Genomic DNA, 13,691 nt, shown 5'->3' on the forward strand with positions numbered 1-13,691 from the left:
GACACGGATTTTTATCTTCACAACCTGTAGCTTCCCATTGGCTTGGCGCCGCCCGCTAAACAGCTGCGCGGCGCTTACCAGTAATGTTCGCTGGTAATATGACCCGGTTTGCGGCGCAGATGCTTACGCATTTCGCGGGTATCTTTTAATATCTGCTGGGTGTCCCGTACCATTTGCGGGTTACCGCACAGCATGACATGGCCGGTTTGGGCATTTAGCGGCAGCCCGACCGCGGCTTCAAGAGAGCCGTCGGCAATCAGCGCCGGGACACGGCCGGTCAGCGAGCCGGGGACCGCCTCGCGGCTGACCACCGTTTGGACATGCAATTTGCCATTAAAGCGCTGCTGTAGTTCAAGCATCATCGGCAGGTAGCTGAGATCGCGGGCGAAACGCGCGGCGTGCACCAGGACGATATCCTTAAAACGCTCCAGGCCTTCCCCCTGCTGCAGGATAGACAGGAACGGCCCCAATGCCGTGCCGGTCGCCAGCATCCACAGCGTGTCGCATTCAGGGATTTCATCCAGGACAAAAAAGCCGGCGGCCTCCTTGGTCACCATTAGCGTATCCCCCGGCTGCAAGGCGTGAAGCGGTGGACTGAGCTTACCTTCGGGCACCGTAACCAGGTAAAATTCCAGGTTATCGCTGTGCGGCGCGTTGACGTATGAATACGCGCGCTGTACGCGTTCGCCGTTAATCTCCAGCCCGAGCTTGGCAAACTGGCCGGCGGTAAAAGGATCTACGGGCGCATTGACGGTTAAGCTAAAAAGGCTCTCCGTCCAATGTTCCACATGTATGATTTTCCCGGTCACCCATTCAGCCATAACGATCTTTTCCCCTTGGTCTTCCCGGCCGGTACCCGGACCGGCTAATGATTCCCCACTCTGTCACAGCGGCTAATGATGATTGCAGACAAGGTAAACGCCGGCATGTTCCCCTGCGCCACCTTAATTACCGCGAACGCGTCATTATCAGCTAATTCGGCAGCGGCATCCAGAGGGGCATGGGTAAATGTTAAGGATTCGTTCTATAAATGATGCCGCCGCGCAAAATCCACTGTTTAAAGAATAAAGGGGTGCAAGGCGGCATCTTTGCGATCAAGGTAATGGGTGGCAGCAATGCGCCGGATAGTGCGGCTATTGCCGCGAATCAACAACGTTTCGGTGGTGGCAAGATTGCCTTTGCGGGTGATGCCGTTTAACAGTTCCCCTTTGGTAATGCCGGTGGCGGAAAAAACCACGTTGTCATTACGCGCCATATCGTTGAGCCTGAGCACGGTATTGGCGCTGATGCCCATGGCGGCGCAGCGCGCCAGTTCGTCGGCGCCGATGCGGCGGTTGGCCTCGTTATCGCCTTTGACCTGATGGCGGGGCAACAGCCGGCCCTGCATATCGCCGTCCATCGCGCGGATGGCCGCCGCCGAGATGACCCCCTCGGGCGCGCCGCCGATGCCATACATGACATCCACTTCGCTGTCCGGCATACAGGTGAGCAGGGACGCGGCCACATCGCCGTCGGGAACGGTAAACACGCGCACGCCAAGCCGCTGCAAACCGGCGATACATTCATCATGACGGGGTTTGGCCAGGATGGCCACGGTCAGCTGCGAGAGCGGTTTGTTCAAGATGCGGGCAATATTGCGCAGGTTTTGGTCCAGCGGCAGGTTAAGGTCGATGGCGCCTTTGGCGTCGGGACCGACCACCAGCTTTTCCATATACATATCAGGGGCATGCAGAAAAGCGCCTTTTTCACCGACCGCCAATACCGCCAGCGCGTTGGCCTGGCCCATGGCCGTCATGCGGGTGCCTTCGATGGGATCGACCGCGATATCCACCGCGTCTCCCTGGCCGGTGCCGACGGCTTCGCCGATGTAGAGCATCGGCGCTTCGTCAATCTCGCCCTCGCCAATCACAATTCGCCCGTCGATTTGTACCTGGTTGAGCATGATGCGCATGGCCTGGACCGCGGCGTTGTCCGCCGCGTTTTTGTCGCCGCGGCCCAGCCAGCTATAGCCAGCCAGCGCGGCGGCTTCCGTAACCCGGGAGAATTCAATGGCTAATTCACGTTTCATGCTTAAACCTTGCGTATCGACCTGAAAGAAGTTTGGCGCAAAGTTTATCACACCTGGCGCGCATTACGGGTGGTCGGGCTTTCCCGCAAGGCGGCCAGTATTAAAAACCGTGCCGGTCGGGGCATCATTCGTCCGAGCGTTCTTCCCACGCACGGGCGCGCTCAACCGCTTTTTGCCAGCCGCTATAACGGATGTTGCGTTCCACGGTTTCAATGCCCGGACGGAATTCACGCTCGATAACCGCCTTGCTCCTGACCTCCTCCAGATCGTTCCAATAGCCCACGGCCAGGCCGGCCAGGTAAGCCGCGCCCAGGGCGGTGACTTCCCGCACTTCGGGACGTTCAACGCGGGTGCCGAGGATATCGGACTGGAACTGCATCAGGAAATTGTTGGCCACCGCGCCGCCGTCCACGCGCAGGGACTGCAGGCGCGCGCCGGAGTCAGCCTGCATGGCGTCGAGCAAATCCCGGGTCTGGAAGGCGATGGATTCCAGGGTGGCGCGGATAATATGGTTGGCGTTAACGCCGCGGGTCAAACCGAAAATCGCGCCGCGCGCGTAGGGGTCCCAATACGGCGCGCCCAGGCCTGTGAATGCCGGCACCACATAAACACCGTTGGTGTCCTTCACCTTGCTGGCGAAATATTCCGAATCGGTGGCGTCATTAATCAGTTTAAGCTCGTCGCGCAGCCATTGGATGGCCGCCCCGGCGACAAACACCGCGCCTTCCAGGGCGTAATTGACCTCGCCGCGCGGACCGCAGGCGATGGTGGTCAGCAGGCCGTGCTTCGATAGTACCGCTTTGGTGCCGGTATTCATCAGCAGGAAGCAGCCGGTGCCGTAGGTATTCTTGGCCATGCCGGGTTGTACGCACAGCTGCCCGTAGAGCGCGGCCTGCTGATCGCCGGCGATACCGGCGATGGGAATACGGGTTCCGCCTTTACCACCGATATTGGTCTGTCCGTAGATTTCGGAAGAAGGACGTACCTTGGGCAGCATGGACCGGGGAATATCCAGAATTTCCAGCAGCTTATCATCCCATTCCAACGCATGGATATTAAACAACATGGTGCGGGAGGCGTTGGTATAGTCGGTAACGTGCACCCGGCCCTGAGTCATGCGCCAGATAAGCCAGGTGTCGATGGTGCCGAACAGCAGTTCGCCGCGTTTGGCGCGTTCCCTGGCGCCCTCGACGTTATCCAGGATCCATTTGACCTTGGTGCCGGAAAAGTAAGGATCGATAACCAGCCCGGTAGTGTTGCGTACATACTCCTCCAGGCCGTCGCGTTTCAATTTTTCGCACATATCCGATGTGCGGCGGCACTGCCAGACGATGGCGTTATAGATGGGCTTGCCGGTTTCCTTATCCCAGACCACCGCCGTCTCGCGCTGGTTGGTGATGCCGATGCCGGCGATTTGGTCGGAGCGGATATCGGCCTTGGCCAGCACTTCCACCAGGGTAGAGCTTTGTGATGCCCAAATCTCCATCGGATCGTGCTCTACCCAACCCGGTTTGGGATAAATCTGGGTGAATTCGCGCTGCGAAACGCTGACGATATTGGCGTCATGATCCATGACAATGGCGCGTGAGCTGGTTGTTCCCTGATCGAGAGCCACGATATATTTTTTATCTGATGACATAATATATTCCTGCAAAAGTTATAATTTACAAGGTAAGCATTACGCTTTGCGTTCGGATTTTGCTGAGTTTGCCGAGCGGGTCTCTTCCATACCATCCTCAATAATATTAGAAGGAAGGTAAGGGCTGATCAGCGAGCGGTAGATAAACGCGCCAAGGCAACCGCCGATAATCGGTGCAACCAGCGGCACCAGGAAGTAGGGGATTTCACGACCGCCGGTAAAGGCCACTTTCCCCCAGCCCACCAGGGATGCAAACACCTTGGGACCGAAATCACGGGCGGGGTTCAGGGCAAATCCGGTCAATGGACCCATCGAGGCGCCGATCACCGCGATCAGGATACCGATCAACAACGGCGCCAGCGCGCCGCGGGGAATACCATTGCCGTCATCGGTCAGCGCCAGGATCAGGCATAACAAAATGGCGGCGATCACCGTTTCCACTAAAAACGCCTGGATAACGGAGATATGGGGGTTAGGATAAGTGGAGAACACGCCGGCAAGCTGCAGGCTTTCCACGCTGCCGCGCACCATATGGCTTGCCTGTTCGGCATCGATAAACAGGCTGTAGTAAAGGCCGTAGACCAGGGCCGCGCCGCAGAAGGCGCCGAGCGTTTGCGCAACGATATAGGGTATGACTTTGCGGCCCTGGAAGCTGGCGAATAGCCAAAGCGCGATGGATACCGCGGGGTTGAGGTGGGCACCGGAAACGGCGGCGGTAAGATAAACCGCCATGGCGACGCCAAAACCCCATATGATGCTGATTTCCCACTGGCCGAAACTGGCGCCGGCCAGCTTCAACGCGGCGACGCAGCCGGCGCCGAAGAAAATCAGCAGACCGGTTCCCAGAAATTCAGCTATGCATTGGCCTTTCAATGTTGGAGTTCTTTGTTGGCTCATAATCTTTTCCTGCTGGCGAAAAGTGGGGTTAGCAGTGGAGTGATGGACACGTCTGCTTACCGAATCAATCTAACCTAGAAAAACATGTAGGTATGATGTAAATTTATCGTTAACGAGCAGAAACGAGAAATATCGAAATCAAATTGTGTGCAGTACGTCATAAAAATGAGCGTATTCGCTTAATTTAGACCGAAATGGACAAAATTTCTGTGTGCTGGCTATCACCTTCTTTAACAAAAGGTGTTAATTACCCAAACGCGCATCCGATCGCAGGGAAAAGTTTCCGCTGCCCGCGGGGTTCATAGCGTACAATAGCGGTCTCATCTGGCCGTTTGGACGATTGCGGCTGGACACCGGGGGTGGGGCTACATAAAATCCCCTTTCCAGGCTGTACCAAGGCATTTTGACACGCGCCTGTAGCGGTGCTGACGCTGAGACGATCAAAGGGCTGCGCGCCGGCGCGTAGCTCACATTCACGATTACACCTTGTAGGCTTAAGGGGGCTGAAATGGCTTTTGAAGTATTTGAAAAACTAGAAGCGAAGGTACAGCAGGCGATAGATACCATCACGCTGTTGCAAATGGAAATTGAAGAATTGAAAGAGAAGAACAACAGTTTGGCTCAGGAGATTCAGCAAGCGTCCGGCAACCGTGAATCGCTGGTCAATGAAAACGAGCAATTGAAACAGGAACAGGGCGTTTGGCAAGAGCGTTTACGCGCATTGCTGAGTAAAATGGAAGAAGTGTAACGCCGGCTTAAGGTCAACAAAACGGGCGATACCCGATCGCCCTTTTGAATGTTGCGGTGGTCTATTCGAGGTCGAGGGCGTCTTCCGACAGGATAATGCCGGTATTGTCGGCGTAAAGATGGTCGCCGGAGAAGAACGTCACCCCGCCAAAATTGACCCGGATATCGCTCTCGCCGATGCCCTCGCTGGCGGCGCCCGCCGGCGTGGCGGCCATGGCCTGGATGCCCAGGTCGAGTTCTTCAAGGTCGTCCACCTGGCGCACCGCGCCGTAGACCACGATACCTTCCCATTCGTTTTGCACCGCAAGAGTGCCCAGCTCGGCATTGATCAGCGCGCGCCTGACCGACCCGCCGCCGTCAACGACTAATACGCGGCCAAGCCCGTTTTCTTCAAGCACGTCGTAAAGCAAACCATTATCCTCGAAGCATTTCACGGTAACGATTTGCCCGCCAAACGATGTCCTCCCACCAAAGTTGCTGAAGAGAGGTTCAACAACATTCACGTCTTCATGATAAATGTCGCATAGTTCTGAAGTATCGTATTTCATAGGATTTACGTCGGTTTGCCGCTGGAGATGGAAGTATATCGCGTTCTGGTGCCAGTTGCCAAAATCATCAATTGTTAACTTGATACGCGTCAGAAAACATTTAGCTAAACAACAGCCCGACGGCAAACAAAATATTGATCAGCAGCGCACATTTCACGGTTTTTTCCAGCATGGGCCTGATGCCCGACGGATTAGGCTCGTGCAGTACATAACGCGCCTGCATATATAGCGCCGGCACCGCCAGCGCAAACAGCCAGCCTACCAGGTTGCGCAACTCAAGCAGCGTGAAAATGGCCAGGCATATCACCGCGCAGGCAAGCAGGCACGCATGATAATAGCGCGCCCGTTGCGGTCCCAGACGTACCGCCAGCGTGTTTTTACCGTTTAGGCGATCGGTTTCAATATCGCGCAGGTTATTGATATTCAAGACCGCCGCCGCCAACAGGCCACAGGCGGTGGCAGGCAGCATCACTATGGTATGGAAGGCGCCGGTTTGCAGGTAATAACTGCCGCCGACGCTGAGCCACCCGAAAAAGATCAGTACCGACAGATCGCCCAGTCCCATATAACCGTAAGGACGGGTGCCCATGGTATAGGTGATGGCGGCGATAACCGACAGCACGCCCAGCACCAGGAATCCCAGGATATCGGCGGGCTTTTCGCAGGCGACGGCGATTAAGGTGGCGCCGCTGAGCAGCGACAGCACGATGGCGAGGATCAGCGCCAGCTTCATCTGCTCACGGGTGATAACCCCCAGTTGCATACCGCGCAGCGGTCCGAGACGGCCATGATCGTCACTGCCTTTAACGGAATCGCCATAGTCGTTGGCCAGGTTGGACAAGATCTGCAGCAGGGCGGCGGTGAGCAGCGCCAGCAACGCGACGACGGGTTTAAAATGGCCTTGCCAGCCGGCAATCGCCGAACCGGTGACGATGGAGGCCAGCGCCAGCGGCAGCGTACGCAGACGCAGGCTGACCATCCAGGCTTTGGTCGGACTGATGGTGACGGTTTCGCTCATAATTAACGAATCTTATGTTTAATACCCGGTTACGGCAAAAAAAAACGGGAGGCCGGAGCCCCCCATTGCGGATGTCGTCTATCCCTTGACGCCTACAGGATAAATCGGCTCAAATCTTCATCAGATACTAACTCATCCAGATGGCTACGAACATAATCTGCATCAATTGAAATTGTTTTACCATCCCATTCGCTGGCGTCATAGGAAATATCTTCCATCAAACGCTCAAGTACCGTATGCAGGCGGCGGGCGCCAATATTCTCGGTGCGTTCGTTAACCTGCCAGGCGGCCTCGGCGATGCGGCGGATGCCTTCGGCGGTAAATTCAATGCTGACGCCTTCGGTGGCCATCAGCGCCTTGTATTGAATGGTCAGCGAGGCGCTGGGTTCGGTCAAAATACGCTCAAAGTCGTTGGTGGTCAGGGCTTCAAGTTCAACGCGAATCGGCAAGCGGCCCTGCAATTCCGGAATCAGATCCGATGGGCTGGATACCTGGAACGCGCCTGAGGCGATAAACAGGATATGGTCGGTTTTTACCATGCCATGCTTAGTGGAAACGGTGCAGCCTTCCACCAGCGGCAGCAAATCCCGCTGCACGCCCTCACGGGAAACATCCGGGCCGGTGGTTTCGCCGCGTTTGCAGATTTTATCGATTTCATCGATAAACACGATACCGTGCTGCTCGACGGCTTCGATGGCCTGCTCTTTCAGCTCCTCCGGATTGACCAGTTTTGCCGCTTCTTCCTCGACCAGCAGTTTCAGCGCTTCCTTGATTTTTATTTTACGCGGCTTCTGTTTTTGTCCGGCCAGGTTTTTAAACATCGACTGCAGCTGGTTGGTCATCTCCTCCATTCCCGGCGGCGCCATGATCTCGACGCCCATCGGCGAGGCGGCCAGGTTTATCTCAATCTCTTTTTCATCCAACTGGCCTTCGCGCAGTTTTTTACGGAAATTCTGGCGCGCCGCCGACGGTTCGGCGGATTCTTCCGGCTGGCCCCAGTTATTCTTGGCCGGCGGGATAAGTACGTCCAGCACGCGTTCTTCCGCTAATTCTTCAGCGCGCTGGCGATTTTTATCTATGGATTGCAGGCGCACCATTTTCACCGCCGCATCGGTCAGATCGCGGATAATCGAATCCACCTCTTTGCCGACATAACCGACTTCGGTGAATTTGGTGGCTTCTACCTTGATAAACGGCGCGTTGGCCAATTTGGCCAGGCGCCGGGCAATTTCGGTTTTACCGACGCCGGTGGGGCCAATCATCAGGATATTTTTCGGCGTCACTTCATGACGCAATGCTTCGTCCAGCTGCATGCGACGCCAGCGGTTACGCAGCGCAATGGCAACAGCGCGTTTCGCATTATGCTGACCGATAATATACCCGTCGAGTTCGCTGACGATTTCGCGTGGAGTCATTTCAGACATTTTTAGGCTCCTTCACTTTGGACGGTAATTCTTTGATCGTATGGAATTTATTGGTATAAATGCAGATATCCCCCGCGATCGCCAATGCTTTCTCAACGATGTCCCGCGCGCCAAGCTCGGTATTTTCAAGCAGGGCCCGCGCTGCAGCCTGGGCATAAGGGCCGCCGGAACCAATGGCGATCAGATCGTCTTCCGGCTTGATAACATCGCCGTTGCCGGTAATGATCAGCGATGTGGTTTCATCCGCTACCGCCAGTATGGCTTCCAGCTTGCGTAACATGCGATCGGTACGCCAGTCTTTGGCTAACTCCACGGCCGCCTTGGTCAGATGGCCCTGATGCAGTTCCAGCTTACGCTCAAACAGTTCAAATAAAGTGAAGGCATCCGCAGTCCCGCCGGCAAACCCCGCTATCACTTTTTCAGCATAGAGAGTACGGACTTTGCGCACATTCCCTTTCATCACGGTATTACCCAGGGTGGCCTGGCCGTCGCCGCCGATGACCACACGGCCATTGCGGCGTACGCTTACGATTGTTGTCACGAGCAACCCTCCGGTAACTATAGATTAACGCGCCCCATAGAAAGTATGGGGCATATTGAATTTATAGATGGGGTGGGATTGGTAGTTTTCAACCCCCGCTGGCGATGGGGATGCAATTTGATACCCCGGATGCACGCAAATTCTGCAGTGACTTATCGGCGCCGGCGCGGGTCGGGTAGGGGCCCAACATCACGCGATTCCAGCCGCCGCTGGTGGTGATCCGGCTTTCAACGCCGCCAAAGGCAAGTTGGGCGCGGATAGACTCGGCCTGATCCATGGTCTTGAACGAGCCGCACTGTATCAACCAGCGTTGGGATTTTTCTTTCGGTTCTTTATCCGTCTTCGTCTCGGCCTTGGGTTCGGCGCGGGCTTCCGCTTTCGGCTGCGGCGCGGGTTCTATTGCCGTCACCGGCGCCTGGCGCGGTTGCTGCTGCACCGGCTGGGCGGCCGGCGCCTGGCGCGGCTGCTGCTGTACCGGCTGGGCGGCCGGCGCCTGGCGCGGGGGCTGCTGCACCGGCTGGGCGGCCGGCGCCTGGCGCGGCTGCTGTTGCTCCACCGGCGCGGTAAAGACCTGGCGCGGCTGTACCGGCGTCGTGCCGCCGAGCGTTTGGCGCGGCGCCGGCGCCGTCTGGAATGACGGCTGGTTCTGCTGGCTGCGGGCGTGATTCGCCGCCGACGTTTTCACCTGATCGTTATAGGGCACTTCATTGAGATGGGTCGGCTGCTGGCGCATGTCCGCCTGCATTTGCTCAAGCAGCTGGCGCTGCTCGTCGGTCAATTGTGCCGGTGTTTGCACTTCGCCGCCCGCGGTGGGCTCGGTAGGCGTTTGTACGCCTATCTGGCGGTTCTCCAGCTCTTTGATATAACGCCAACGTTCTTCCGGTTTGGGCGGCAGGCCATTGCTGGTATGGTTGCCATGGCTTGGCAGGATAACCGCCTCCTCCGTTTTATTGTGGGCAATAAAGTAGAGACCGCCGATAAACGTAATCAATACGGCAACCGCCAATGCGATCATCGTCTTTGAAATGCCGGAAGAGGTGCGTTTTTTTCGACTGTTGGTTTTTTTGCGCCGAGTGTTTGTCCTTCCACGGCCTACATAGTCTCTTTGTGCCACTGTCGTTTCGCTAAGTTTGAGAAAGTAACCAGCCCGTCATGTTACTGAAGGCAATAATATTTGACCAGCGCCTGCAATCCTAAAGCGCATTTCGTTTTATGCGGGGCATGGCGGTGCTGCCCCGGACGATCAGTTTACTGTCCAATAGCAAGGAGGTATTCGTTACCGCCTGTTGCCTGAGCTGCTGCAAGAGTAACAATAGCGCCTCGCGTCCGAGCTGATAGCCCGGCTGGGCCACGGTAGTCAACGGCGGGTCGCAAAAACGTGCGAGCGTTATATCATCAAAACCGATCAGGGACAGATCCGCCGGCACGTCCAGCCCGACTTTTTTTGCCTGGGACAAGACCCCAAACGCTATGATATCACTGTGACAAAAGATAGCAGTTGGTGGATAAGTTCGCGAAATTAATGCGTTAAGCCCCGTCGCGCCCGTCTGGTAACTGATGTCGCCCTGAATGACAATATGTTCTTCGGACGGGATGCCATGGCGCCGCAACGCCTGAATATACCCCTGTACCCGGTATTGGCAAAGCGTCAGATGTTTCGGTCCGCTGATACAGGCGATACGCCGGTGCCCCAGGCTGAACAGATAATCCACCGCTTCATAGGCGGCGGTAAGATTATCGATATGCACCGTCGGCAATGCAAGCTCCGGGACAAACTCATTGACCATGACCATCGGCGGCAGATTGAGCTGTTCCGCGATATCAATGGCAAACGGCGGTTCGGACCCGAGCAGCAACATACCATCTATCTGCCTGGCAATGATCAAATCACTAAAGCTTTTTTTATGTGGCCGCTGATGCGCGCAGTCGGCAATCAGGACCAGATAGCCGTTTTCATCGGCGGTTTCCTCGATGCCGCGCAGGATTTCAGAGAAAAAGGGATCGCATATATCAGGCACCACCGCCAGCAGGTTGCGGGTTTCATTGCGCTTTACCTGGCGGCCCAGGGGCTGTGGTGAATAGCCGACATCGCTCACGGCGAGCTGGACTTTTCTGCGTGTGGTGACGGAAACTTTCTCCGGGTTCATGAGCGCCCGGGAAACTGTGGCTGTCGACACGCCGGCCTTTTCCGCCACATCCTTCATGGTCGCCATGCCGGCAGCTTTTTTCTGTTCCACATCTTTCTCCTGATGTCGGCGCAATACAGATACAGACCAAAATCGCGCAAGTTCCCACAGGGTCTATCGGCCAGTCCGCCAACGCTATTGTCCGGGGTTAACCCGAGCGCAGGCCGCCCTACGTGGCCGGTTCCACTATTCCCTATTACGTCCTTTCTATCAGATAGTGCGTTAGTTGAGTTACTAAAAAGATCGTCACGGTACAAACTTTGCATATTATCCGAATGTAGCTCGCAAAATACTGATAACCCCATCAGGATTAAATATCCATCGGATCGACATCCAGCGACCATTTCACCTTGCGCGCCTGGGTCAGCGCGCCCACCAGCGGCAGGCTGGCGGCGACCAGCCGCTGTAATTGCACGCGGGACGGGTGCTGGAGCAGCAATTGCCACCGGAAACGACCGCCGCGTTTGGGCTGCAGCGCCGGAATCGGACCCATCAGCCACATCGCCTCGTCGCGTAACGGACTGGCGTCGAGCAACTGGCGCAGACGTTCCAGGAATTGCCTGGCCTGCTGGTTATCGTGATCTTCCGCCCGGATCATGATATGGCTGGTGAACGGCGGCAATAATACCGTCTGGCGCTCGGCCAGCGCCTGTTGCGCAAAGGCCATATATCCTTCGTGCAGTAACACTTGCAGTAACGGGTGATCGGGATGGTGGGTTTGCAAAAATACCTCTCCCGGCTTACCTGCGCGTCCGGCGCGTCCCGAGACCTGGGTATAGAGCTGCGCGAACCGCTCGGCCGAACGGAAGTCGGCTGAAAACAGCGCGCCGTCCACGTCCAGCAACGAAACCAGCGTGACGTCGGGGAAATGATGCCCTTTCGCCAGCATCTGGGTGCCGATTAAGATACGGGCGCCGCCTTTATGCACCTGGGCCAGATGATGCTCCAGCGCCCCTTTGCGCGACGTGGTGTCGCGATCGACACGGGTGATGGGGGTGGTGGGGAATAACGCCGTCAGCGTCTCTTCAAGTTGCTCGGTGCCAAGGCCAACCGGCACCAGTTGGGTGGAGCCGCACTGGGGGCATTGATTGGGTATCGGCCGTTGGCTGTCGCAGTGATGGCAACGCATCAGCCGCTGCTGCTGGTGGATGGTATAATAATGATCGCAGCGTTGACATTCGGCAATCCAGCCGCATTCGTGGCACAGCAGCGCAGGGGCAAAGCCGCGCCGGTTCAGGAACAGCATGACCTGATTGCCGGCGTCCAGGTGGGTACGCATTTTTTTCAGCAGCGGCTGCGACATGCCGTTGGCCAGCGCCAATCCTTTCAGGTCCTGTAATTGCTGCGTGGCCGGCCGGGCGTTGCCGGCGCGTTTGCCCAGGGTCAGGTTGCGGTATTTTTTCTGCTGGACGTTATACAGCGTTTCCAGCGCGGGTGTCGCCGAGCCCAGCACGATAGGAATGTTTTCCTCGCGGGCCCTGAACACCGCCAGGTCGCGGGCATGGTAGCGCCAGCCTTCATGCTGTTTATAAGAGCTGTCATGCTCTTCGTCGATAACGATAATGCCCAGCCGGGCAAAGGGCGTAAACAGCGCCGAACGGGTGCCGATAACAATTGCCGTTTCACCGCTGCGCGCCTTCAGCCAGACCGCCATGCGTTCGCTGTCGTTCAAGCCGGAATGCAAAACCTCCACCGGCGCGTGGAAGCGCTCGCGAAAACGGGCAATCGTCTGCGGGGTCAGGCCGATTTCAGGCACCAGGATCAGCGCCTGCTTTCCCTTGGCCAGGATATTTTCCAGCACGGTCAGATAGACTTCGGTTTTGCCCGAACCGGTAACCCCGGCCAGTAGCCAGGCCGCAAAGCGATCGTCCTCACTGCGGATCGCGCCGACGGCGGTAGCCTGTTCGGTATTTAACCGTAATCTTTCGCCCTCGACCCGATAGCTCTCGCGCCAGTCGGCGCCGGCGGGCCGGCTGGAACGCAGGTCGCATGCTCCTTTGGCTCGCAGGGCCTGCAATGCGCTTTCGGCCAGCATGAGCTCCGCCACCTGGTGGCGATAAACAGGCCCTTGCAATAAGGCGGCCAGCGCCTGTTGCTGTTTCGGCGCGCGTTTCAGGGTATCAAGCGCCGTAACGCGCCCCTGCTCCGTGGCGAACCATTGCCATAACGGCGTCATTTCGGCGGGTTTGCCCTGGCGGATCAATACTGGTAATGCATGGAACAGCACTTCCCCGACCGGGTAATGATAATAACCAATCGCCCAGTTCAGGATGCGCCACAGGCTTTCCGGGAACAGGGAATGTTCATCGAGCACGTCGTTGATGCTCTTTAGCTTATCCAGGGGCAATTCACTCTTTTCGCTGATGCCGACGACGATACCGATGGCATGACGTTGGCCAAAGGGCACGCGCACGCGTCCGCCCACCGCGGGGCGCAGATGGCCGGGCAAAAGGTAATCGAACGTGCGTGCCAATGGCACCGGTAGCGCAACGTGTACAACAGGCATTGGATCATCCAGGGTGGAAAAATTGCGCTGATAGTGTACACTGTGTCGCCTTCAATGCACGGATGTGTTTGCAAAGAGCGGCGGCATTCTGTATGATTCGCCGCCTTTGATGCCATC

12 protein-coding genes are annotated in these 13,691 nt (G+C 56.9%); 1 reads left to right on the top strand and 11 read right to left on the bottom strand.

Going from position 1 to position 13,691, the window contains the following annotated elements; genetic code table 11:
* Window positions 1-74: 74 nt before the first annotated feature.
* From fpr to GRH90_RS19175, 4 genes are all read right to left on the bottom strand, one after another.
* Window positions 75-821, bottom strand: coding sequence for a ferredoxin--NADP(+) reductase (gene fpr, locus GRH90_RS19160; protein ID WP_162367561.1), 747 nt, complete (start codon window positions 819-821; stop codon window positions 75-77).
* A gap of 236 nt (window positions 822-1,057) precedes the next feature.
* Entirely contained in the window at window positions 1,058-2,068 is a 1,011-nt protein-coding gene (gene glpX / locus GRH90_RS19165; protein ID WP_162367562.1) for a class II fructose-bisphosphatase, read from the bottom strand.
* A 124-nt stretch (window positions 2,069-2,192) separates the two neighbouring features.
* On the bottom strand, window positions 2,193-3,707 hold the full coding sequence (glpK, locus tag GRH90_RS19170; protein ID WP_162367563.1) for a glycerol kinase GlpK: 1,515 nt from the start codon (window positions 3,705-3,707) through the stop codon (window positions 2,193-2,195).
* 39 nt (window positions 3,708-3,746) lie between these two features.
* The gene (locus GRH90_RS19175; RefSeq protein WP_162367564.1) at window positions 3,747-4,604 is read right to left on the bottom strand and encodes an MIP/aquaporin family protein; all 858 of its coding nucleotides are present in this window, start codon (window positions 4,602-4,604) and stop codon (window positions 3,747-3,749) included.
* A 508-nt stretch (window positions 4,605-5,112) separates the two neighbouring features.
* Between GRH90_RS19175 and zapB the strand changes: the two genes are divergently transcribed.
* On the top strand, window positions 5,113-5,352 hold the full coding sequence (gene zapB, locus GRH90_RS19180; RefSeq protein WP_162367565.1) for a cell division protein ZapB: 240 nt from the start codon (window positions 5,113-5,115) through the stop codon (window positions 5,350-5,352).
* 61 nt (window positions 5,353-5,413) lie between these two features.
* Here the strand turns inward: zapB and rraA are convergent, their stop codons facing one another.
* The 7 genes from rraA to priA all read right to left on the bottom strand — a co-directional run bounded on the left by rraA (window position 5,414) and on the right by priA (window position 13,574).
* Window positions 5,414-5,899: a ribonuclease E activity regulator RraA gene (rraA, locus tag GRH90_RS19185; protein WP_162367566.1), complete on the bottom strand. Its 486-nt coding sequence runs from the start codon at window positions 5,897-5,899 to the stop codon at window positions 5,414-5,416.
* 100 nt (window positions 5,900-5,999) lie between these two features.
* The gene (locus GRH90_RS19190; protein WP_162367567.1) at window positions 6,000-6,917 is read right to left on the bottom strand and encodes a 1,4-dihydroxy-2-naphthoate polyprenyltransferase; all 918 of its coding nucleotides are present in this window, start codon (window positions 6,915-6,917) and stop codon (window positions 6,000-6,002) included.
* A gap of 92 nt (window positions 6,918-7,009) precedes the next feature.
* Window positions 7,010-8,341 carry an ATP-dependent protease ATPase subunit HslU gene (gene hslU, locus GRH90_RS19195; protein ID WP_162367568.1) on the bottom strand — a complete coding sequence of 444 codons (1,332 nt, stop codon included), beginning with the start codon at window positions 8,339-8,341 and terminating at the stop codon, window positions 7,010-7,012.
* Window positions 8,334-8,882, bottom strand: a complete 549-nt coding sequence (gene hslV / locus GRH90_RS19200) for an ATP-dependent protease subunit HslV (RefSeq protein ID WP_162367569.1) — start codon at window positions 8,880-8,882, stop codon at window positions 8,334-8,336. The genes hslU and hslV overlap by 8 nt, the downstream gene beginning before the upstream one ends.
* Before the next feature lie 88 nt (window positions 8,883-8,970).
* Entirely contained in the window at window positions 8,971-9,996 is a 1,026-nt protein-coding gene (gene ftsN, locus GRH90_RS19205) for a cell division protein FtsN (protein ID WP_162367570.1), read from the bottom strand.
* 79 nt (window positions 9,997-10,075) lie between these two features.
* Entirely contained in the window at window positions 10,076-11,119 is a 1,044-nt protein-coding gene (gene cytR, locus GRH90_RS19210; protein ID WP_162367571.1) for a DNA-binding transcriptional regulator CytR, read from the bottom strand.
* A 259-nt stretch (window positions 11,120-11,378) separates the two neighbouring features.
* On the bottom strand, window positions 11,379-13,574 hold the full coding sequence (gene priA, locus GRH90_RS19215) for a primosomal protein N' (protein WP_162367572.1): 2,196 nt from the start codon (window positions 13,572-13,574) through the stop codon (window positions 11,379-11,381).
* Between the last annotated feature and the right edge of the window lie 117 nt (window positions 13,575-13,691).

The organism is Acerihabitans arboris (assembly GCF_010131535.1).
Taxonomy (GTDB): Bacteria; Pseudomonadota; Gammaproteobacteria; order Enterobacterales; family Enterobacteriaceae; genus Acerihabitans; species Acerihabitans arboris.